This window comes from Rhizobium pisi (genome assembly GCF_003938655.1).
Lineage (GTDB): Bacteria > Pseudomonadota > Alphaproteobacteria > Rhizobiales > Rhizobiaceae > Rhizobium > Rhizobium pisi.
On the sequence record NZ_RJJT01000027.1, the window covers coordinates 58655 to 80848 of the forward strand.

General features: G+C 59.1%; 21 protein-coding genes and 1 pseudogene. 13 read left to right on the forward strand and 9 right to left on the reverse strand.

Annotated elements, in window-relative coordinates:
- Positions 1-7: 7 nt before the first annotated feature.
- The 5 genes from dnaQ to EFD55_RS28245 are packed head-to-tail and all read right to left on the reverse strand — an operon-like array spanning position 8 to position 3636.
- On the reverse strand, positions 8-727 hold the full coding sequence (dnaQ, locus tag EFD55_RS28225) for a DNA polymerase III subunit epsilon (RefSeq protein ID WP_125849702.1): 720 nt from the start codon (positions 725-727) through the stop codon (positions 8-10).
- Positions 720-1331 (reverse strand): dephospho-CoA kinase, encoded by a 612-nt coding sequence (gene coaE, locus EFD55_RS28230; RefSeq protein ID WP_125849703.1) that lies wholly within the window; start codon positions 1329-1331, stop codon positions 720-722. The genes dnaQ and coaE overlap by 8 nt, the downstream gene beginning before the upstream one ends.
- A gap of 1 nt (position 1332) precedes the next feature.
- Positions 1333-2190, reverse strand: a complete 858-nt coding sequence (locus EFD55_RS28235) for a shikimate dehydrogenase (RefSeq protein ID WP_125849705.1) — start codon at positions 2188-2190, stop codon at positions 1333-1335.
- Complete coding sequence (locus EFD55_RS28240) at positions 2183-2782, reverse strand: Maf-like protein (RefSeq protein WP_125849707.1); 600 nt, start codon at positions 2780-2782, stop codon at positions 2183-2185. The genes EFD55_RS28235 and EFD55_RS28240 overlap by 8 nt, the downstream gene beginning before the upstream one ends.
- 32 nt (positions 2783-2814) lie before the next feature.
- Positions 2815-3636 (reverse strand): pyruvate, water dikinase regulatory protein, encoded by an 822-nt coding sequence (locus EFD55_RS28245; protein WP_125849709.1) that lies wholly within the window; start codon positions 3634-3636, stop codon positions 2815-2817.
- Here EFD55_RS28245 and EFD55_RS28250 point away from each other — a divergent pair.
- The 9 genes and pseudogenes from EFD55_RS28250 to EFD55_RS28290 all read left to right on the forward strand — a co-directional run bounded on the left by EFD55_RS28250 (position 3604) and on the right by EFD55_RS28290 (position 12811).
- Complete coding sequence (locus EFD55_RS28250; protein WP_245438593.1) at positions 3604-3963, forward strand: hypothetical protein; 360 nt, start codon at positions 3604-3606, stop codon at positions 3961-3963. The two genes, EFD55_RS28245 and EFD55_RS28250, sit on opposite strands and share 33 nt — an antisense overlap.
- Before the next feature lie 73 nt (positions 3964-4036).
- Entirely contained in the window at positions 4037-5068 is a 1032-nt protein-coding gene (gene hemE, locus EFD55_RS28255; RefSeq protein WP_125849711.1) for a uroporphyrinogen decarboxylase, read from the forward strand.
- A 2-nt stretch (positions 5069-5070) separates the two neighbouring features.
- Positions 5071-5607, forward strand: coding sequence for a protoporphyrinogen oxidase HemJ (hemJ, locus tag EFD55_RS28260; protein WP_125849713.1), 537 nt, complete (start codon positions 5071-5073; stop codon positions 5605-5607).
- Between the two features lie 199 nt (positions 5608-5806).
- Positions 5807-7072 carry a transcription termination factor Rho gene (rho, locus tag EFD55_RS28265; RefSeq protein ID WP_003571435.1) on the forward strand — a complete coding sequence of 422 codons (1266 nt, stop codon included), beginning with the start codon at positions 5807-5809 and terminating at the stop codon, positions 7070-7072.
- A 102-nt stretch (positions 7073-7174) separates the two neighbouring features.
- Entirely contained in the window at positions 7175-8494 is a 1320-nt protein-coding gene (gene mnmE, locus EFD55_RS28270; protein WP_183736867.1) for a tRNA uridine-5-carboxymethylaminomethyl(34) synthesis GTPase MnmE, read from the forward strand.
- Positions 8495-8567: 73 nt separating this feature from the next.
- A pseudogene (mnmG, locus tag EFD55_RS28275) lies at positions 8568-10443 on the forward strand (tRNA uridine-5-carboxymethylaminomethyl(34) synthesis enzyme MnmG).
- A 24-nt stretch (positions 10444-10467) separates the two neighbouring features.
- Positions 10468-11085 carry a 16S rRNA (guanine(527)-N(7))-methyltransferase RsmG gene (rsmG, locus tag EFD55_RS28280; RefSeq protein WP_125849719.1) on the forward strand — a complete coding sequence of 206 codons (618 nt, stop codon included), beginning with the start codon at positions 10468-10470 and terminating at the stop codon, positions 11083-11085.
- Between the two features lie 19 nt (positions 11086-11104).
- A complete protein-coding gene (locus tag EFD55_RS28285; protein ID WP_125849721.1) occupies positions 11105-11899 on the forward strand; it encodes a ParA family protein in 795 nt (264 codons plus the stop codon).
- Positions 11900-11929: 30 nt separating this feature from the next.
- The gene (locus tag EFD55_RS28290) at positions 11930-12811 is read left to right on the forward strand and encodes a ParB/RepB/Spo0J family partition protein (RefSeq protein ID WP_125849723.1); all 882 of its coding nucleotides are present in this window, start codon (positions 11930-11932) and stop codon (positions 12809-12811) included.
- Here EFD55_RS28290 and holA read toward each other — a convergent pair whose 3' ends face one another.
- Genes holA through leuS form a run of 3 tightly spaced genes read right to left on the reverse strand, consistent with a single transcriptional unit; the run spans position 12812 to position 17004 of the window.
- Positions 12812-13852: a DNA polymerase III subunit delta gene (gene holA, locus EFD55_RS28295; RefSeq protein ID WP_125849725.1), complete on the reverse strand. Its 1041-nt coding sequence runs from the start codon at positions 13850-13852 to the stop codon at positions 12812-12814.
- A 10-nt stretch (positions 13853-13862) separates the two neighbouring features.
- Complete coding sequence (locus EFD55_RS28300) at positions 13863-14384, reverse strand: LPS assembly lipoprotein LptE (RefSeq protein WP_125849727.1); 522 nt, start codon at positions 14382-14384, stop codon at positions 13863-13865.
- On the reverse strand, positions 14374-17004 hold the full coding sequence (gene leuS / locus EFD55_RS28305; protein ID WP_125849729.1) for a leucine--tRNA ligase: 2631 nt from the start codon (positions 17002-17004) through the stop codon (positions 14374-14376). The genes EFD55_RS28300 and leuS overlap by 11 nt, the downstream gene beginning before the upstream one ends.
- Before the next feature lie 200 nt (positions 17005-17204).
- Here leuS and EFD55_RS28310 point away from each other — a divergent pair, with 200 nt between their 5' ends.
- The 3 genes from EFD55_RS28310 (at position 17205) to EFD55_RS28320 (ending at position 21004) form a co-directional block, all read left to right on the forward strand.
- The gene (locus EFD55_RS28310; protein ID WP_125849731.1) at positions 17205-17864 is read left to right on the forward strand and encodes a YggS family pyridoxal phosphate-dependent enzyme; all 660 of its coding nucleotides are present in this window, start codon (positions 17205-17207) and stop codon (positions 17862-17864) included.
- A gap of 140 nt (positions 17865-18004) precedes the next feature.
- Positions 18005-19915 carry a propionyl-CoA synthetase gene (locus EFD55_RS28315; RefSeq protein ID WP_125849733.1) on the forward strand — a complete coding sequence of 637 codons (1911 nt, stop codon included), beginning with the start codon at positions 18005-18007 and terminating at the stop codon, positions 19913-19915.
- A gap of 153 nt (positions 19916-20068) precedes the next feature.
- Positions 20069-21004, forward strand: coding sequence for a flagellin N-terminal helical domain-containing protein (locus EFD55_RS28320; RefSeq protein WP_125849735.1), 936 nt, complete (start codon positions 20069-20071; stop codon positions 21002-21004).
- A 67-nt stretch (positions 21005-21071) separates the two neighbouring features.
- Here the strand turns inward: EFD55_RS28320 and EFD55_RS28325 are convergent, their stop codons facing one another.
- Positions 21072-21779: a DUF1013 domain-containing protein gene (locus tag EFD55_RS28325; protein ID WP_125849737.1), complete on the reverse strand. Its 708-nt coding sequence runs from the start codon at positions 21777-21779 to the stop codon at positions 21072-21074.
- Between the two features lie 229 nt (positions 21780-22008).
- Between EFD55_RS28325 and EFD55_RS28330 the strand changes: the two genes are divergently transcribed.
- Positions 22009-22194: acetyl-coenzyme A synthetase N-terminal domain-containing protein (locus EFD55_RS28330; RefSeq protein ID WP_148102913.1), on the forward strand; the 186-nt coding region annotated here is incomplete at its 3' end.

Consider the following 22194-nt stretch of genomic DNA (forward strand, 5'->3'; position numbering starts at 1 on the left):
GGCATTTTCAATTGAGGCTGTCGTATTTCGCCCAGATGCCTTTTTCGCCGAGCTTGGCGACGAGGGCCTGATGCGCCTCGGCCTCGACCTCGCTGAGGCGCGGGGCGAGCGGGCGGGACCGTTGGAGCACTGCGGCAATCACTCCTGCCTCTTCCGACATTTCACCGCGACCGGTCTGCCCAGATTGAGTAGCCATGCCAAGGCCAAGGGCCGCCTGCCTGCCGCCGATCATCTCGATATAGACTTCGGCCAGCAGTTCGGAGTCGAGCAGCGCGCCGTGTTTGGTGCGGTGCGAATTGTCGATGCCATAACGCCGGCAGAGCGCATCGAGCGAATTCGGCCCCATCGGGTGTTTGCGCCGCGCCATCGACAGGGTATCGAGCACCCGTTCCGGCAAGATCGGCGGCAAACCGATCCGGGCAAATTCGGCGTTGATGAAGCCCATATCGAAGGTGGCGTTGTGGGCAATCCACTTCGCATCGCCGAAGAAAGCGAGGATCTCTTCGGCCACCTCCGCAAACGGCTTCTTGTCCTTCAGGAATTCATCGGTGATGCCGTGCACGGCGAGCGCATCCGGATGAACCTTCTGGTCTCCCGGATTGATGAAGATGTGGATCGTGTTGCCGGTCGGGAAATGATTGAAAAGCTCGATGCCGCCAATTTCGATGATACGGTCGGCTCGGTTGTCGAGGCCGGTCGTTTCCGTATCGAAAATGATCTCACGCATTCCGGAAATCTCCCTTGGCAATCCGCAATTTCAGATCGGCGATGATCTCAAGCACCCGTTCCCTCGTCTCCGCAATGCTGTGGCTGGTGTCGATCAGATAATCGGCGCGACGCCGTTTTTCCGCATCCGGCGTCTGGCGAGAAAGAATCATGTTGAATTTTTCCTCCGTCATGTCTTCCCGCGCAAGCACCCTCTGGCGCTGAATCTGTGGATCGGTGCTGACGACGACGATGACATCCACTCTTTCCCAGGCGCCTGTTTCAAAGAGCAAGGGAATATCGAGCAAGACCATCTCGGCGCCGGCGGCGCGCTGCCGAGCCAGAAATTCCTCTTCGCGTTTGCGAACCAGCGGATGGACGATCGCTTCCAGGCGTTTGAAACCGTCGGGATCAAGGGCGAGCTGGCGGCCGAGTTCATGCCGATCCACTGCTCCATCCTTCATCGTGCCCGGGAAAGCGGCATCCACCAATGGGGCTGCCTCGCCGGCATAGAGGTCGTGGACCACGGCATCAGAGTCGTTCAACGGGATTCCGGCGTCGGCGAAGAGCTTTCCCGCCGTTGATTTTCCCATTCCGATGGAGCCGGTAAGGCCAATCCTCAACATCTCAATGTGCTTCCATATCCGCGACGATGAGCGCGCGCAGCGCCGCATCGACGACCGGACGCTTTCCGAACCATTTCTCGAAGCCGGGCACGGCCTGATGCAGCAGCATGCCGAGACCATCGACGATGGAAAATCCCTGCTCTTCCGCCTGCGTCAGGATCGGCGTCTTCAATGGGATATAGACGATATCGGTGACCACGGCATCGGCCGCAAGGGTCGTGAAATCGAGTTGCGGCGCTGCCTCGCCATCCATGCCGAGCGAAGTGGTGTTGATGAAGAGGCCGGCGCCGTTCATGACTTCGCCAAGCGCGCCGACCGGGTGGGCGCGAACTCTGGGTCCGAAGCGATCGGCCAGTTCGCGCGCGCGTTCGACGGTACGGTTGACGACGTGGATCTCCTTGAAACCGCGATCGCGAACCGCCTGGATGATCGCCCGGCTGGCGCCGCCGGCGCCGAAGACGACCGCGGTATCATGTCGATCCCAGCCGGGGCGGCGCTCGTCGAGATTGGCGGTGAAGCCACAGCCATCGGTATTGGTTGCGTGAAGGATGCCGTCTTCCAGCCAAAGCGTGTTCGAAGCGCCCAGCTCATGCGACAGCTGATCCGGGCTGTCGGCAAGCCGGAACGCCCTCTCCTTGTGAGGGATGGTGACATTGCCTCCGACAAAACCGGAACGGCCCTCCTTGAGCGAGGCGATGAAATCCGCAAAAGCATCCGGCGCCACTTCATGCGCGCGATAGCTGCCCGGCAGGCCGAGGGTCTTCAGCCAGTAGCCATGGATCAGGGGCGAGCGCGAATGCTTGATGGGAAAGCCGGTGACAAACGCCTTCGGCCCAAATGTTTCACGTGAATCATCCATCGATCGCTCCGAATTCCCGCAGTTTTTTCAGAAGCGGCAGCATCGGCAGGCCGAGAATGGTGAAATAGTCACCTTCGATCTTCTCGAACAGCTGGATGCCCTCCCCTTCCAATTGATAGGCACCGACGCTGGAAAGCGCCCGTTCGCCGACACGCACCAGATGTCTTGTGATGAAATCCGCCGTCAATGGCCGCATCGTCAATTCCGCATGCGCGAGATGCTCCCACACGACCACGTCATCGCGGACGATCGCAACGGCGCTGTTCAATCGGTGGGTTACTCCGGACAGGGTTTTAAGGTGATTTGCAGCATCGGCCATGTCCCTCGGCTTGTGGAAGACGCGGTCGCCGAGCGACATCGTCTGATCGGAACCAATGACGAGACTGCCAGGAAAACGGCTGCTGACTTCCTCCGCCTTGGCCTTGGCCAGAACCAGGGCCACGGCATCGGCTCCCGCGCCTGATTTTTCCAACGGGGCTTCCACTGCCCTTTCATCTATCTTTGCGGCATGCGCTTCGAACGACAGCCCGGCATTTTCCATCAGCATCCGCCGAAAGGGGCTCGACGATGCAAGAATGAGTTTCGCTGTCATGGGTTCCTCGACGTGCCGACTTCCGTCAGCGCTTAGCGCAGCTTCGGTCGCAGGGCAACGATTGCCGCGGCGGTTTCCTCGATCGAGCGACGAGTGACGTCGATTAGCGGCCAGCTATGGCGGGCGCAGAGCGAACGGGCATATTTCAATTCCTCGGAGATCGCGGCGCGATCGGTATAGTGTTCGCGGTCAAAGCCCTGCGTCGTCCCGAGGATACGGTTTTCCCGCACCTGGGAAATGCGGTCGGTGGTGGCGATGAGGCAGACGATTAGCGGCTTCGTTGCAGCAAACAGGCTCTCCGGCAGGGGTACGCCATAGACGATCGGAATGTTCGCCGTCTTGATGCCGCGGTTGGCAAGATAGATGCTGGTTGGCGTTTTCGAGGTGCGGCTGATCCCGATGATAACAACGTCGGCGTCATTAAAATCATCCGGCATCTGGCCGTCGTCGTGATCCATGGTGAAATTCAGCGCTTCGATGCGCGCGAAGTAACCGGCGTTCATCACATGCTGGGCGCCGACGCGTCGGCGGGACGGAGCGCCGAGATAGATCTGGAACGCATTCATGACAGGCTCCAGCACATTGACCGAGGCAACGCCCATTTCGGTGCAGCGCTCATCGATGAGGCTCGCAAGCTCACGGTCGACGATCGTGTAAAGCACGATGCCAGGCGCTTCATCGATCGCCTGTAAAACCGGCAGCAGCTGCTTGCGATTGCGGATCAGGGGATAGACGTGTTCGATCGGCTGAGCGGATCTAAACTGGGCCGATGCGGCGCGGCCGGCAGAGATGAGAGTCTCTCCCGTCGAGTCAGAAATCAGATGCAGATGAAAGAAGTTCGTTCTGTTCTCCACGCTATTTTCCGCTGCCTGTTGAAAAGACTGGATGAAAGGGAGCTAGGACGCCGAGGCGGTCTCCGGCAGGGGAAAACATGCCGCCTTATCCACATTTCGAATTTTGCAGATCGGTTTCATCGGGCCCTGTGGATGATGGGGAACAGTTCGATCTCTTTAGAGCAGGTCCACAGCTTATCCACAAGCAGGAAGAAAATCACCTGCCCAGAAGGGACTGGAATCATTTTCGGATTCGAGTTCTCCCCAAACTTTGCGGGCAAGCGGCAAATTCTTTCGCTGATCTTTGCCGGCACGCGACAAATGGCATCGGCGGTGGATGGATTTTAATCCTTGATAGACACCGACTCTAAGAAATAGAAACCTTTTAAAATATCTTTGTTTTTATATAGGGAAGAAGCGCTTGAGCGGGACGCGCCGAAAGATCATGAGGGTTCTCGATGGCGAAAGCCTCTCCCCTCCTCCTCTCTGGCTGATGAGACAGGCAGGACGCTATCTCCCGGAATACAGAAAGACGCGGGCAAAGGCGGGGAGCTTTCTCGATCTCTGCTACACCCCGGAATACGCCGTCGAAGTGACATTGCAGCCGATCCGCCGCTATGGCTTCGATGCGGCGATCCTGTTTTCCGATATTCTCGTCATTCCCGATGCGATGAAGCGGAATGTTCGCTTCACCGAAGGCCATGGCCCTGAAATGGATCCGATCGATGAAACCGGTATCGGAAGATTGGATGGAGAAGGGATCGTCGACTACCTCCAGCCCGTTCTGGAAACGGTGCGACGGCTGCGTGACACACTGCCAGATGAGACGACGCTGCTCGGCTTCTGTGGCGCGCCCTGGACGGTTGCGACCTATATGATCGCCGGTCACGGCACGCCGGATCAGGCTCCCGCCCGCCTCTTCGCCTACAAGCATCCCCGAGCCTTCGAACATCTCCTGATGCTGTTGGCGGATGTGTCGGCCGATTATCTCGTCGCCCAGATCGATGCCGGAGCCGACGCCGTGCAGATCTTTGATTCGTGGGCCGGCGTTCTCGGCGAAAAGGAGTTCGAGTCATTCGCGATCAGGCCGGTCGCACGGATGATTGCTTCGATCAAGTCGCGACGGCCGCATGCCCGTATCATCGCTTTCGCCAAGGGCGCTGGCTACCAGCTGAAAACCTATCGGCAGAAGACTGGCGCGGATGCGATCGGTCTCGATTGGTCGGTGCCATTGGCTTTTGCCGCCGAGCTTCAGAAGGATGGGCCGGTTCAGGGCAACCTCGATCCGATGCGCGTTGTTGCCGGCGGCCGGGCGCTGGATGAGGGTATCGACGATATTCTCCAGCATCTCGGCAATGGACCGCTTATTTTCAATCTCGGTCATGGCATCACGCCGCAGGCCGACCCCGAACATGTGCGCGTGCTCGTCGATCGCGTCCGAGGTCTGATGTGACGATGGAAAAGCAGACTGACGGGAAATCCGGCGCTTATGCCCGGCGGCGCGCTCACTTTGCGCTGGCCTTCTTCGCGCTGATAGCGGTCGGGCTTTTCGCCTGGAATCCCGATAATCTCTATCTCTGGATCAAGGCGCTCCACATCATTTCGGTCATCTCCTGGATGGCTGGATTGTTCTACATGCCGCGGCTCTTCATCTACCACACCGATGCCGCGCCGGGGTCGGTGCAATCTGAAACCTTCAAGGTGATGGAGCGCCGGCTGCTTCGGATCATCATGACGCCAGCGATGATGCTGACCTGGATTTTCGGTCTCTATCTCGCCTGGTCGGTCTATGGATTCCACGGCGGCTGGCTGCATGCGAAGATCGGCCTCGTCGTGCTGCTGACCGGTGTGCATATGTTTTTCAGCCGCGCGGTCAGGGCGTTCGAGCGAGATGAAAATCGCCGCTCCGCGCGCTATTGGCGGTTCATGAACGAGGCCCCGACTGTGCTGATGATCCTCATCGTAATCCTCGTCGTGGTGAAGCCGTTCTGAGGGCAAATCGCCCTCAGGTTAAATTTGCTTCATTTTAAGCAGCCCCCTTGCGGCAATGATTGCGAGTCGCTATTTTCCGCGCATCTCATCTTCGTGGCATGTGTGTAGAGTTCAGTCGTCTGCGAGCCCCTTTCGCAGTACCGAAAACGACCCAACATCGCCTTTCCCCTTCGAAATTGAAAAGAGTATTGGTCACTTCATGGCTGAAATGAAGCTTCAGGAACTTAAGAGCAAATCCCCGACGGATCTTCTGGCTTTCGCCGAGTCGCTCGAGGTCGAGAATGCAAGCACGATGCGCAAGCAGGAGCTGATGTTTGCGATCCTCAAGATGCTCGCCAGCCAGGATGTCGAAATCATCGGCGAAGGCGTCGTCGAAGTGCTGCAGGACGGGTTCGGTTTCCTGCGTTCGGCCAATGCGAACTACCTGCCGGGTCCTGACGATATCTATATCTCCCCGTCGCAGATCCGCCGTTTCTCGCTCAAGACAGGCGATACGGTCGAGGGCCCCATCCGCGGGCCGAAGGAAGGCGAGCGCTATTTCGCGCTGCTCAAGGTCAACACCATCAATTTCGACGATCCGGAAAAGATCCGTCACAAGGTTCATTTCGACAATCTGACGCCGCTCTATCCGAACGAGCGCTTCAAGATGGAACTCGATATTCCGACCTCCAAGGATCTGTCACCGCGCGTGATCGATCTCGTGGCGCCGCTCGGCAAGGGCCAGCGCGGATTGATCGTCGCGCCACCGCGCACGGGTAAGACTGTTCTCCTGCAGAACATCGCGCATTCGATCACGGCGAACCATCCGGAATGCTACCTCATCGTTCTCCTGATCGATGAGCGTCCTGAGGAAGTGACCGACATGCAGCGCTCTGTCCGCGGCGAGGTTATCTCCTCGACGTTCGACGAGCCGGCCGTGCGTCACGTTCAGGTGGCCGAAATGGTCATCGAAAAGGCAAAGCGCCTGGTCGAGCATGGGCGCGACGTCGTCATCCTGCTCGATTCGATCACCCGCCTCGGCCGCGCCTACAACACCGTCGTTCCCTCCTCCGGCAAGGTTCTGACGGGCGGTGTCGACGCCAATGCGCTTCAGCGCCCGAAGCGCTTCTTCGGCGCTGCGCGTAACATCGAGGAAGGTGGCTCGCTGACCATTATCGCCACCGCGCTGATCGATACCGGCAGCCGCATGGACGAAGTCATCTTCGAAGAGTTCAAGGGTACCGGCAACTCGGAAATCGTCCTCGACCGCAAGGTTGCCGACAAGCGCATCTTCCCGGCAATGGATATTCTCAAGTCCGGCACGCGCAAGGAAGACCTTCTCGTCCCACGCCAGGATCTGCAGAAGATCTTCGTGCTCCGCCGTATCCTCGCACCGATGGGCACGACCGATGCGATCGAATTCCTTATCGACAAGCTCAAGCAGACGAAGAACAATTCCGATTTCTTCGATTCAATGAATACGTAATCATTAGCCGGATTCACCTTTGGCTGGTGGTATCGTCGTGATGCCGCCAGCTTTTCTGTTTAAGAGAGATTGATTCGGACTCAACCCGGTAGATCAGACGGTATCGCCATGCAGAATGACACCATATACGCCCTTTCGAGCGGCGCGCCGCCTTCGGGTGTTTCGGTCGTTCGCATCAGCGGACCACTGACCAGAGATGTGTTGGTGCATCTCATCGGGTCTGTTCCCGTCGATCGAATTGCTACTTACCGAACGATTCGGACTCGTAACAACCAGCCGATAGACAGTGGTTTGGTGCTATTTTTTCCCGCGCCCAACTCGTTTACTGGCGAGGACGTTGCCGAACTGCAGATCCATGGTAGTAAAGCCGTGCTGGCGGCGCTGTTTCACGCGCTTGGGGATATTAAGGGCGTTCGGATGGCCGTCGAGGGCGAATTCTCCCGGCGGGCCTTCGAAAACGGCAAGCTTGACCTCGTTGAGGTTGAAGGATTAGCCGATCTCATCGGCGCCGAAACGGAAATGCAACGGCGCCTTGCCGTTGAACATAGCGCGGGCGGGCTCTCAACTATTTACGATTCGTGGGCGGAACGATTGACCCGCGCGCGGGCTCTTGTCGAAGCGGAACTTGATTTTCCCGACGAGGACGATGTTCCAGGTTCGGTGTCGGATATGGTCTGGACCGATATGGAGAAGCTTCGCGGCGATATCGAGCAGCACCTCCAAGCCGCCTCGGCCGGCGAGATCATTAGGGATGGGTTCAAGGTCGTTATCGCCGGGGCCCCGAATGCCGGCAAATCAAGCCTGCTCAATGCCCTGGCGCGTCGTGACGTGGCGATCGTCACCGATATCGCCGGAACGACACGCGACGTGCTGCAGGCGGATCTCGACATCGGCGGGTATCTGATCAAGCTTTATGATACCGCCGGTCTTCGCGCGGCGGAAGACAGGGTGGAGATGGAAGGCGTGCGGCGCGCGCGTATCGCGCTTCGTGATGCCGATCTTGTTCTGCTGCTGGTCGACATGACGAATCCCGTGATGCCAGGCGACTTGGAGCGGAGTTCTCCGCATGTTACTGTCGGAACCAAGAGGGATCTCGTCGATACCGCGTCCGATCACTATGATCTGCAGATTTCGACGGCGACAGGTGATGGTTTGCCGGAATTGCGGCAGCTGATTGGAAGCGTCGTCGCAGAGCGTTTTGGCGGCTTGTCCATGGCAATCCCCAGCCGGCAACGGCATAAGGATTCGCTGACGAAATGTTTGGCGGCACTGGACGCGGCAATTTCGCAAACAGATGTGAACCTCGAGCTGCGAACCGAGCAGCTTCGAATTGCTGCCGACTATTTGGGTAGGATCACAGGAAGAGTGGATGTCGAACAGCTGCTTGGTGTGATCTTCTCGGAGTTCTGCATCGGCAAATGATTCACGTGAAACCTTTCGGGCCAGGCGTCTCTCAGGTTTCACGTGAAACGCCTGCTGGAATTGGAGCTTTGGAATGACCGATAAAGTCTATGATGTGATCGTGATCGGCGGCGGCCATGCGGGGTCGGAGGCTGCCAGCGCCGCCGCGCGCCTGGGGGCAAAGACTGCGCTCGTGACGCATAGACGCGATACGATCGGTGTCATGTCATGCAATCCTGCCATTGGCGGGCTTGGCAAGGGTCATCTTGTTCGAGAGATTGACGCCATGGACGGTCTGATGGGCCGTATTGCCGATGTCGCCGGAATTCAGTTCAGGATGCTGAACAAGAAGAAGGGCGCAGCCGTCCGGGGGCCGCGGACACAGGCTGACCGAAAGCTCTATCGCCTGGCGATGCTGGCGGCGATCGAGGCAACACCCGGCCTGGATATCGTCGAAGGTGATGCGTTTGATCTGGATGTTGTCGAGGGCCGCGTGGCTGGGGTGATCATGAAGGATGGTCGCACCTTCAAGACGCCGGCGGTGGTTTTAACGACGGGAACCTTTCTTCGCGGTCTCATTCACATCGGGTCGAACAAAACCCCCGCCGGCCGCGTCGGTGAAGCACCGTCGATCGGACTGTCCGCGACGCTGGCGCGACTGGGATTGCGGCTGGGACGTTTGAAGACCGGAACGCCTGCCCGGCTGGATGGAAAGACGATCGATTGGCAATCGGTAGGCAGGCAGGGCGCTGACGAGGAGTTCATTCCCTTCTCGTTCATGACCGACGAGATTATCACGCCCCAAATCGAATGTGGGGTGACCCGGACGACCGAAGCGACGCATCGTATCATTGTCGAGAATATCATGCGTTCGGCGATGTATTCGGGACAGATCGAAGGGGTCGGACCAAGATATTGCCCCTCGATCGAGGACAAGCTGGTCAAGTTCGGAGAGCGGGATGGACACCAGGTCTTCCTGGAGCCTGAAGGGCTGGACGATGACACCGTCTATCCTAACGGGATTTCGACGTCTCTGCCGGCAGAGGTCCAAGCGGATTTCATCAAGACCATTCCCGGTCTTGAGAAAGCAACAATACTGCAGCCGGGTTATGCTATCGAATATGACCATGTCGACCCGAGGGAGTTGACGCCCTCGCTTGAGGTCAAGCGATTGAAGGGGCTGTTTCTGGCCGGCCAGATCAACGGCACCACCGGTTACGAAGAGGCAGCGGCCCAGGGACTGGCCGCGGGGCTGAATGCTGCATTGCAAAGCAGCGATTCGGTTCCGTTTCATTTTAGCCGGACGAGCTCTTATATCGGGGTGATGATCGACGACCTGACCTCCCGCGGCGTTACGGAACCGTATCGAATGTTTACATCGAGGGCGGAATACAGATTGACCCTGCGGGCAGACAATGCCGACATGCGGTTGACGCCGCTGGCGATGCAGCTTGGCTGTGTCAGCGGTGAACGCACGCAGCGATTTACATCCTATCAGGCAGAAATTGAGGCTGGCCGGGCGCTGTTGACATCACTGGCGGTGACGCCAAACGAGGCACGACGTGCGGGTTTGAATATCAATCTGGATGGGCAGCGCCGCACGGCCTATGATCTGTTGTCCTATCCGAACTATAATTTTGCCGAACTTCAACGCGTTTGGCCTGAGACGTTCGGGGCGATCGCGCCGAAGGTCGCAGAGGCATTGGAGATCGAAGCAGGTTATTCGGTTTACCTTGATCGGCAGGCCACAGCGATCGCCGATCAGCAACGTGACGAGCAACGGCAGATCCCGTCGGATTTCGACTACACCGGTCTCTCCGGCCTTTCCAACGAGCTCAAAGCGAAACTTGACGCAGCTCGACCTTTTAACATCGCCCAGGCAGCCGTTGTCGAGGGAATGACACCGGCGGCGATTGCGTTGCTGCTTGTGCATCTGCGTCGGCTGAATTCACGAGCGGCATAGCGCCTAATACAAGATCTGAGAGTCCCTCATAATGGAATTAAACGGTTTGCGTGTTTCACGTGAAACACAGGAGCGGCTTAGCCACTTCGCGGTGCTCTTTCAGAAGTGGGCCAAAACCATCAATCTGGTGGCTCCATCGACACTCGATGATTTATGGCGCCGGCACATCGCGGACAGCAGCCAGATCTTCCAGATCCATCCTGAGCCGGTTACTTGGGTCGATCTGGGAAGCGGCGGTGGGTTCCCCGGTGTCATTACGGCGATTTTCTTGGCCGAACTACAGAACGGATGGGTGCATCTGGTCGAAAGCAACCACAAGAAGGCGGCCTTCCTGCGAACGGCGCTGCGCGAGACGGATGCGCGTGGGAGTGTGCATGCCATTCGAATCGAGGAGGCGCATGCGGAAATCGGCGAATGCGGGGCGATCTCCGCGAGAGCCCTAGCCGATCTTGATGGGCTCATCGGGTATTCGGCGCCCTGGATGCTTGGCAAGGAAAATTGTCGCGGCTTTTTTCATAAAGGCCGGGATTACCTGAGGGAAATCGACAAAGCACATGGTCGGTGGGAATTCGATCTGCTAGAACATAAGAGCGCCGTCGAGCAGGAATCTGTTATTTTGGAAATATCAAATCTCCGGCGCTTGGTTTAACAGATCGGATATTGCGGCAATGGCTGGCGAACGACATCGGATTATCACCATCGCAAATCAGAAGGGTGGTGTTGGTAAAACGACCACCGCAATCAACCTGGCAACGGCACTTGCCGCTATTGGAGAGCGGGTCTTAATCATAGATCTCGATCCACAAGGCAATGCCAGCACCGGCCTCGGTATCGACCGCCGCAATCGCAAACTCTCCTCCTACGACCTGATGGTTGGTGATCGCGGCATCAGCGAGGTAACGCTCGAAACCGCGGTGCCCAACCTCTTCATCGTTCCGTCGACGATGGATCTGCTCGGCATCGAGATGGAGATCGCGCAGCAGAGCGATCGCGTTTTCAAATTGCGGAAGGCGCTGTCGACGCCGGAGGCGATGGCGTTTTCCTATATCCTTTTGGACTGCCCGCCCTCATTCAATCTGCTGACGATGAATGCCATGGCGGCCGCCCACTCCGTGCTGGTGCCGCTGCAATGTGAATTCTTTGCCCTGGAAGGGTTGAGCCAGTTGCTCGAGACTGTCAGCCAGGTTCGCCGAACCGTCAATCCACGGCTGGATATTCAGGGCATCGTTTTGACGATGTTCGACGCGCGCAACAATCTTGCTCAGCAGGTGGTCAATGACGTGCGCACGCATCTCGGGGAAAAGGTTTACCACACGTTAATTCCGCGCAACGTCCGGGTTTCGGAGGCGCCATCCTATGGCAAGCCTGCCATTCTCTATGATCTGAAATGCGCGGGCAGCCAGGCCTATCTCCAGCTGGCTTCCGAGGTTATCCAGCGGGAACGCCAAAGACTGGCTGCCTGATATCATTGCATGAGGTGTAGGGTTTAGGTCATGAATGACGATGTATCGAAAAGACGCTTGGGTCGCGGTCTTGCGGCACTGATTGGCGAAATGGATCAACCGGTCCCGGTAGAGGCCGAGCGGACTGTCAGCGCCGACAGAATGATTCCGATCGAGTTCGTCAGCCGGAACCCTCGCAATCCTCGTCGTTTCTTCGATGACACCGAGCTGCATGATCTCGCCAGTTCCATTCGCCAGCACGGTATCGTCCAGCCGATCGTGGTGCGGACGATGTCACGAGACCAGTATGAAATCATTGCCGGCGAGCGGCGTTGGCGAGCGGCCCAGCTTGCTGGGCTGATTGAGATCCCGGTCATTATCCGGGATGTCGATGACAAGACGGCGCTCGAAATCGCCATTGTCGAAAACGTCCAGCGGGCGGACCTCAACGCTCTCGAAGAGGCTTTGGGGTATGAGCAGCTGATCGCGGAGTATGGCTATACCCAGAACGACCTCGGCGAAATCATCGGCAAAAGCCGCAGCCATGTCGCCAATTCATTGCGTCTGCTGAAGCTGCCCGATCCGGTTCGCGATCTGCTCGCGGCCGGAAGTCTGTCGGCTGGACATGCCCGTGCGCTTGTTTCGACCTCTGATCCGGCGAGTCTGGCCCGCACGATCGTTGCGAAGGGCATGTCGGTGCGCGACGCGGAAAAGCTTGCCCAAAACAATATTAAGGCGCAATCGGAGCCGCAGCATCCGGCCGCGCGACGCGATCAGAAGGATTCCGATACGCTGGCTTTGGAGCGCACACTGTCCGACGCGCTCGGTCTTGAGGTTGCGATCAATCACAAGGCAGGTGGCGGCCAGATCAAAATTTCCTACAAGTCCCTGGAGCAGCTCGAAGAGATCTGCCGTTTGCTCGAAAGACGCTAGTCAGGCCGATTTGCGACCGGATTGAAGGGTGGTGGAAAGAAGCGTTTGCATCGCGACGCTGTCTTCCAGAACTTGACGTCGTCGGCTTTGCAGAATTGCGGCTTGCAGACGATTGGATTCACGCGCTATGCTTTCCGCAGTCCACTGGCGCAGGGCCTGTTCGATAATTGGCTTTCGACGGAAATGCAGATGCCGGCCCATTGTCTGCATGACTTGTGGCGCCTGCAGGCGTTTTTCTTCCATCTCGGCGCGCATCGTATCCAAAAGCTGAAACTGCTTCAGGCATGCCTGCAGCACGAGAAAGATCGCGGTCTTTGAGCTGCTGATCTTCTGCATGGCGTGCAGAAAAGCATTCAGATCGCCGCTCAAAATCGCATCGACGGCATCATCCACGGAGATCGCGCTGGCATCGCCGATTATTTCGGTAACGTGATGTTCCTCGATCGTGTCAAGGCCCCGACAATAAAGCGCAAGCTTGCGTACTTCGTTTCGGGAGGCAATACGATCGCCGCCGATCAACGCGACGAGCGCCTGGCGCGCTGCAGGCGTAATGCCGAGCTTTTCCGCGCCGAGTTCGGCGTCGATCAAGCCATTCAGGGCGCGGCTATCATCGGCATAAGAGGGGATTGTCATGACAGAGCGCGCCGCTTCCGCGGTCTTGCGAAGCAGCGACCCTTTCTTGAGATCGCCCGCCTCCACGATCAGATAGGCCGCTTCGAGCGGCTTTTCGGCCAGCAGCGCCAGCGAATCGACAAGATATTTCTCGTTGGCGGCGCCGCGAATCCAGATCAGTTTTTCGCCACCGAACAGACCGATCGAATGGGCTTCGTCGACCAACCGTCCCGGATCCTTCTGCAGATCGCCGACATCGAGTTTCGTAAGAGAGAATGGATCATCCAGAGCAACACCGGTCTTGCCGGCAAGCAATCCCGCACGTTCGGATACGAGGCCGCGATCCGGGCCGTAAATGACATAGATCCGATAGTTCCGCGCCGATTTCTGCAGAAAGCTTTCGAATTCGTGGGACTTTATCTCTGCCACATCCCCGCCCTCAGCGGCTGAGGGCAGCGGCGATATCGGCCCCTACGAATTCCGCCGCCTGATCCGCGGCGCGGTTTTCGGCATCGCGGATCGCCCTTTGCTTGGCGAATTCCTGTTCGGAGAAATCCACCAGGGCCGTAGCCTGGCGGCTGCCGGCCTTGATGATGTGGCTGTCGGCCACGGCGCGCAGCGTGTAAATGACGTTGACCGTCACGCGGCCGGCTTTCGACGTATCGCCCGATTTTGCCAGCAGCGTGTCGGCCACAGCCGACGCGGCGCGTATCTCGACCCGATATTGCGGGTTTACCGCTTCGCCGGCACCGCGCGACGCAAGGAAGATCAGCCGGTTGCGAACTTGCTGTTCGACCCGGCTGGTCGCTTCTGAGAAGCCGACGGAGGAAAGTTTCTCAACGACGCCGGAGCTTTCGGAGTACAGCGGCCGGACCTGGCAGGCAGAGAGAAAAGCCGCGGAGGAAAGGATCATGGCGATGCCGGCATTGCGAGCCAGCTTGCAAGCGATATCAAACGACAATGTTCACAATCCTTTGGGGAACCACGATGATCTTCTTCGGTGCCTGCCCGTTCAGCGCGTTCTTCACCGCCTCCAGATCCAGCACGGCGTCGGTGACGGCATTCTGATCTGCGTCGCGAGAAATTGTCAATTCAGCGCGCTTCTTGCCGTTGATCTGCACGGGCAGGACAACGTCGTTTTCCACCACGAGCGTCTCGTCGTAGCGCGGCCAGCTTGTACGAGCAAGCAGCCCTTCATTGCCGAGCGCCGACCAGCACTCTTCGGCAAGATGCGGGGTCATCGGCGCGACGAGCTGGATCAGGATTTCGGCAGCCTCTCGCACTGCCGCGCGATAGGCGGCATCGCCCTCGCCGGCTGCGACCTTCGTCAGCGGTGCGGCCAGCGCGTTGACCAGTTCATAGATGCGGGCAACGGCTTTGTTGAACCAGAGCTTATCGTAGTCGTACTGGACAGCCTTCAGGGTCTTGTGCGCGACCTGCGAGATCGCGAGCGCTTCCCCATCGCCTGCAGGCGTTGGCGCCACGGCGGACAAGGCTTCCGCCGCTTCCGAAATCAGACGCCACAGGCGCTGAGTGAAACGATGGGCGCCTTCGACGCCTGCCTCGGACCAGATGACGTCGCGCTCCGGCGGGGAGTCGGAGAGAACGAAGAAGCGGGCGGTATCGGCGCCGTAGGAGGCGATGATATCGTCGGGATCAACGACGTTCTTCTTCGATTTCGACATCTTCTCGATCGAGCCGATGGCGACTTCTTCGCTCGTCGTCAGCAGATAGGCGCGGCGTTTGCCGTCAAGTTCCTCGATGCGGATGTCGGCGGGTGCGACCCATTCGCGGCCGGCGCCGGCCCCGCGGCTATAGGTTTCGTGCACCACCATGCCTTGCGTGAAGAGACCCTTGAAAGGCTCGGTGGCAGCGACATGGCCGGTCTCGCGCATGGCGCGGGTGAAGAAGCGGGAATAGAGCAGATGCAGGATCGCATGCTCGATACCGCCGATATACTGGTCGACCGGCAGCCAACGGTTAGCCGCCTCAGGATCTGTCGGATTTCCTTCCCAGGGCGCGGTAAAGCGAGTGAAATACCAGCTCGAATCGACGAAAGTGTCCATCGTGTCTGTCTCGCGGCGTGCATCCCTAGCGCAGTTCGGGCAGGAGACCTGGCGCCAGGTCGGATGACGGTCGAGCGGATTGCCGGGCTGGTCGAAGGTCACGTCCTCCGGCAGCTTCACGGGCAGATCCTTCTTCGGCACCGGCACGACGCCGCAAGCATCGCAGTGAATGACCGGGATCGGGCAGCCCCAATAGCGCTGGCGCGAAATACCCCAGTCGCGCAGGCGGAAATTGACTTTCCGCTCGCCCTGCGGCGCGTTGTCGAGCGAAGCGGCGGACAGCCGATCGGCAACGATATTGAAGGCTTCGTCCGTCGTCTTGCCATCGAGGAAGCGCGAATTGATCATCACGCCTTCGCCGTCGTAGGCGGTATCGCCGACGGCAAAGCTTGTGGCATCACCATCCGCCGGCATGATGACCGGCACGACCGGCAGGCCGTATTTCCGTGCAAAATCAAGGTCACGCTGGTCGCCGGAGGGGCAGCCGAAGATCGCGCCCGTGCCATAGTCCATCAGGACGAAATTGGCGATGTAGACGGGCAGCTCCCAGGAGGGGTCGAGCGGATGCCTGACGCGAATGCCGGTATCCAGGCCCTTCTTTTCAGCGGTTTCGAGTGCGGCGAGCGAGGTGCCGGCGCGGCGGCACTCCTCGCAGAAGGCTTCGATATCGGCATTCTTCGCGGCAGCATCCTTTGCCAGCGGATGATCGGCGGCAATCGCCAGGAAGGAGGCGCCGAACAGCGTGTCCGGCCGGGTCGTATAGACCGTGATTTCGGTTTCGCCGGCGGGCGCCGTTTCCGGTACGATCTCCCAGCGGATCGTCAGGCCTTCCGACCGACCGATCCAGTTCTTCTGCATCAGGCGCACTTTTTCCGGCCACTGGTCGAGCGTATCCAGCGCGTCCAGCAGGTCTTGGCTGAAATCGGTGATCTTGAAGAACCATTGCGTCAGTTCGCGCTGTTCGACCAGCGCACCGGAGCGCCAGCCGCGGCCGTCGATCACCTGTTCATTGGCAAGCACGGTATTATCGACAGGATCCCAGTTCACCTTCGACTGCTTGCGATAGACGAGCCCCTTTTCCAGGAAATCCAGGAAGAGATGCTGCTGGTGCTGGTAATATTCGACGTCGCAGGTGGCGAACTCGCGGCTCCAGTCCAACGAAAGCCCCATGGCCTTCAGCTGCGCCTTCATCGAGCCGATGTTCTGGTAGGTCCAGGAGGCGGGATGCACGCCGCGCTCCATGGCGGCGTTTTCCGCCGGCATGCCGAAAGCGTCCCAACCCATCGGATGCAGCACGTTGTAGCCGCGGGCGCGCTTGTAGCGGGCGACAACATCACCCATGGCGTAGTTGCGGACGTGGCCCATGTGAATGCGCCCCGACGGATAGGGGAACATTTCGAGGACGTAGTATTTTTCGCGCGGATCGGCGTTGTCGGTCTCGAAGACCTTGTCTTCGTTCCATTTCTGCTGCCAACGGGGCTCGGCATCGCGCGGATTATAACGTTCGGTGGCCATGGTATTCGTATTTCCGGAAAATCAGGGGAGTTGGCCGAGACCTTCACCATGAAACCATCGTAGCGTCAAGTTTTGCAGGCGCTGTGGGCGCTCGATCTGCATGCCGGTCAGGCGATTTCGTGGAAGGCGGGTCTTGGCAAGCACAGAATGGCTGGTTAGTTCATTCCCATCCTTTCATGGTGGTATGTCGAGGCGGAACGATGGAACTTCAAGAGCGCTTGAACGAGGTGCGGTTGCGGATTGCGGCAGGCGAACGCGAGGCGGGCCGCCCGGCGGGTTCCGTTGAGCTCGTCGCCGTGTCGAAGACGTTCGAGGCGGATGCGATCCGTCCGGCCATCGACGCCGGGCAGCGCGTCTTCGGCGAAAACAGGGTGCAGGAAAGCCAAGGCAAATGGCCGGAGCTGAAGGCCGAGCAGCCGGATATCGAGCTACACCTGATCGGACCGCTGCAATCGAACAAGGCGGCGGATGCGGTCGCGCTTTTCGATGTGATCGAGACGGTGGACCGGGAAAAGATCGCCCGCGCGCTTGCCGAGGAGATGAAGCGGCAGGGCAAAACGCCGCGGCTTTACGTCGAGGTCAATACCGGGCTTGAACCGCAGAAGGCGGGCATTGCTCCAGAGGAAGTGCCGGCCTTCGTCGCCCACTGCCGCGAAGAGCTCGGCCTTTCCATCGACGGACTGATGTGCATTCCGCCGGCCGAGGAAAATCCCGGGCCGCATTTCGCCCTGCTGGCAAAGCTCGCCCGCAAATGCGGCGTCGAAAAGCTTTCCATGGGCATGTCGGGCGACTACGAGACGGCGATCGCCTTCGGCGCGACCAGCGTGCGTGTCGGATCGGCGATTTTCGGCGTGCGCTGATACCCTGCTTTGGTCGGGCTTCCCGTCCTCCTCCTCCCGCTCTAAGCCTCGACATGTCGTTGCCCCAAAACCGCTGCAACACTTTTGGGCGACATGCACTAGATTGATATCGAGGTTTGCGTTGTCCTGGGGAGGAGCAGATGCAGAACGGCTATCATCAGGCCTATGCGGCCTGGAAACGCGATCCTGAAGCCTTCTGGCGGGAAGCTGCCACCGGCATCGACTGGTTCAAGCCGCCTGAGCGGGTATTTTCGCCCGATGATGGCGTCTATGGTCGCTGGTTCGCAGCGGCCGAGACCAATACCTGCCATAATTGCCTGGACAGGCATGTGACGTCAGGGCGGGGCAACGAGACGGCGATCATCTTCGACAGTGCCATGACCGGTGAGAAGCGCCGTTTCACGTACGCCGAGGTGCTCAGCGAAGTGAAGGCCATTGCCGCGGCACTGATCGAGCTTGGTATCGGCACCGGCGACCGCGTGATCCTCTATATGCCGATGGTGCCGCAGGCGGTGTTTTCCATGCTCGCCTGCGCCCGTATCGGTGCGGTTCATTCAGTGGTTTTCGGCGGCTTTGCCGCCAACGAGCTTGCGGCGCGCATCGACGACAGCGAGGCGAAGCTGGTGATCACGGCGAGCTGCGGGCTCGAGCCCGGGCGCATCGTCGCCTACAAACCGCTGGTCGACCAGGCGATCGAGATCGCACGGGCGAAACCGAAACATTGTCTGGTGCTGCAGCGGCCGGAGCTTCGGGCTGATCTCGTCGCCGGCCGCGATCAGGATTTCGAGGCAGCGGTGGCGCGCCATCGCGGCGCCGAAATCGCCTGTGTTTCGGTGAAGGCGACCGACCCCCTTTACATCCTCTATACCTCCGGCACGACAGGCCAGCCGAAGGGCGTCGTGCGCGACAATGGCGGCCATATGGTCGCGCTCAACTGGTCGATGCGGAATATCTATGGCTTGAAGCCGGGCGAGGTCTTCTGGACGGCTTCGGATATCGGCTGGGTCGTCGGGCATTCCTACATCGTCTATGCCCCGCTGATTGCAGGCGTGACGACGCTGATCTTCGAGGGCAAACCTGTGGGAACCCCGGATGCAGGCACATTCTGGCGGGTCGTTTCGGAACATCATGTGCGCGTGCTCTTCACGGCGCCGACCGCCTTCCGTGCGATCCGGCGGGAGGACGGTGACGGCGAATTGATACGCCAATATCCGATGCCGGATTTCCGCGCGCTGTTTCTCGCCGGCGAAAGGGCGGATCCGGAGACGCTGAAGTGGGCGGAGCGCATGCTCGGCATACCCGTCATCGATCATTGGTGGCAGACGGAGACCGGTTGGCCGATCGCCGCAAACCCGCTCGGACTCGGCGCCCTTCCGGTCAGGCACGGTTCGCCGGCGCTGCCGATGCCCGGTTATGAGATTGCGGTGCTCGATGATGCCGGCCATCCGATCGAGGCGGGAACGCTCGGCAACATCGTCGTGAAACTGCCGCTGCCGCCCGGTTGCCTGCCGACTCTCTGGAAGGCGGACGACCGTTTCCGGTCGGCCTATCTCGACGAGTTTCCCGGTTACTACAAGACGGCCGATGCCGGTTATGTCGACGAGGACGGTTACCTTTTCATCATGTCGCGCACCGACGACATCATCAATTGCGCCGGTCATCGGCTTTCGACGGGAGCGATGGAGGAAGTCTGCGCGCGACATCCCGATGTCGCAGAATGTGCGGTCATCGGCGTGAACGATCCGCTGAAGGGGCAGGCACCCTGCGGTTTCCTGGTGCTGAAACGACATGTTTCCCGTGAAACGGCGGCGATCGAATCAGAGGTCGTGGCGATGATTCGCGAATCGATCGGGCCAGTCGCCGCCTTCAAAACGGCCATCACCGTTAACCGATTGCCGAAAACGCGCTCCGGCAAAATCCTGCGCGGTACGATGCAGAAAATTGCCGACGGCATACCCTGGAAAATGCCTGCAACCATTGACGATCCGGCGATTCTCGAGGAGATCGCCGAGGCGCTGCGCAGGCGTGGTTTCGGCTCCCTGCCGATGTGAAATTAAGCTTTCGATAAGCCTAATTGAGAAATTGTTAACTATGTTGCGCAAGGATTCGTTAACGGTGACAGCTTGCATAGCAGGCTTTGCATGACGCGGTCGCCGTGACCGGCTTAGTCCGGAATGCCCCTTTTTCAGATTGTGGAACGGATCATGACAAGCATCCTCACGAACAACGCTGCCATGGCAGCGCTGCAGACTTTGCGCGGTGTAAACGATAGCCTCAAGGACACCCAGGGTCGCGTTTCCTCCGGTTACCGTGTCGAAAAAGCAGCCGACAATGCCGCCTACTGGTCGATCGCAACGACCATGCGCTCCGACAACAAGGCGCTTTCGGCGGTCTCCGACGCTCTCGGCCTCGGCGCGGCCAAGGTCGATACCGCCTATTCGGCTATGAGCAGCGCGATCGATGTCGTCAGCGAAATCAAGGCGAAGATCGTCGCCGCCACGGAAAAGGGCGTCGACAAGACGAAGATCCAGCAGGAAATCAGTCAGCTGCAGCAGCAGCTGCTCAGCATTGCCCAATCGGCTTCCTTCTCCGGCGAAAACTGGGTCGCCGGCGCTTCCGGCACCAAGAGCGTCGTCTCGTCCTTCGTGCGCGACGGCAGCAATGCCGTATCGGTCAAGATGACCGATTACGTGCTGGATTCAGGAACGCTTGGAAACGTGCTCTTCGGCATGACGTCCACCGGCGCGATCGAGACCACGAGCGGCATCATCGGTACCGCCTTCAACGGAACCTATGGCGGCGTCGCTATCGTCATGCCGTCGATCTATGCTTTGGACATCAGCACTTTCACGCAAGGCCAGCTCGACGGAGCCTTGACCGGTGTCGAGCTGGTTTTCGGTGCCATGACTGCCGCCGGTTCGGCTCTCGGTTCGATCTCGACCCGCATCCAGCTGCAGGAAACCTTCGTCAGCGGCCTTCACGATTCGATCGATTCAGGCGTCGGCCGCCTGGTCGATGCCGATATGGAAGAGGAATCGAGCAAGCTTTCAGCGCTGCAGACACAGCAGCAGCTCGCCATCCAGTCGCTCTCGATCGCCAACAGTTCCGCACAGAACATCCTCACCCTGTTCCGCAGCTAACTCGAGTAGCCAACCCCAACAAAAAACCCCGCCGGTTCGGCGGGGTTTTGATGAGACAGCTGATATCTCAGTACTGATCGTCTTCGTCTTCGTCCTTCGGGGCCGAGCGAAGCGAGCTCAACTTGCGGAAGACGGCGTCGGCGTCGATTTCCTTTTCTTTTTCCTCTTCGCGTTCGTAGCTCGGGGTCAGGCGTTCGGTCTCCTGGGCCGATTGCAGCGTCGCGCCGAGCTCGGCAGCGGTCGGCAGCGGACGACCCTTCGCAGCCTTTTCCACTTCCATATCGAGATCGATCTGGCTGCAGAGGCCAAGCGTGACCGGATCCATCGGCGCGAGGTTGGCGGAGTTCCAGTGCGTGCGCTCGCGGATCTGCTCGATGGTCGATTTCGTCGTTCCGACGAGGCGGGAAATCTGCGCGTCCTTCAGTTCCGGATGGTTGCGGACGAGCCAGAGAATGGCGTTCGGGCGGTCCTGGCGCTTGGAAACCGGCGTATAACGCGGGCCGCGGCGTTTGGATTCCGGCACGCGCACCTTCGGCTCGGAAAGCTTCAGCTTGTGGTTCGGGTTGGCTTCAGCGCGGGCAATTTCGTCGCGCGAGAGCTGTCCTGTCGAGATCGGGTCGAGGCCCTTGATGCCCTGCGCCGCTTCGCCGTCGGCGATCGCCTTGACTTCGAGCGGATGCAGTTTGCAGAACTGCGCAATCTGATCGAAAGACAGTGCCGTGTTGTCGACGAGCCAGATGGCGGTCGCCTTCGGCATGAGCAGTGTTTGAGCCATGGATATAGTCCTTCTATCGTCCGCGCCGGTCGCGGTCCGTGGATTGTCACCACAATGTCCGGGAAATATGCCGCTATATAACCGTACTGTCGCAGAATTGCAATTCTTCCGAAATCAAATGACCTTCGTCTAATTGCCGTGACGATGCGACCTGCTATGAATTGCCCTGAATTGAATCCGGGCCTCATAGATCGCTTGGCCCGTCGCATGTCCCATGAGGAGGAGTTCCATGTCGGAGAAGATCTATCCGGTGCAGAAGCCGGTGAAGGCGCGTGCCCTGATCGATAAGGAGAAGTACCTGAAATGGTACGAGGAAAGCGTCGAAAACCCGGACAAGTTCTGGGGCAAGCACGGCAAGCGGATCGACTGGTTCAAGCCCTATACCAAAGTCAAGAATACCTCCTTTACCGGCAAG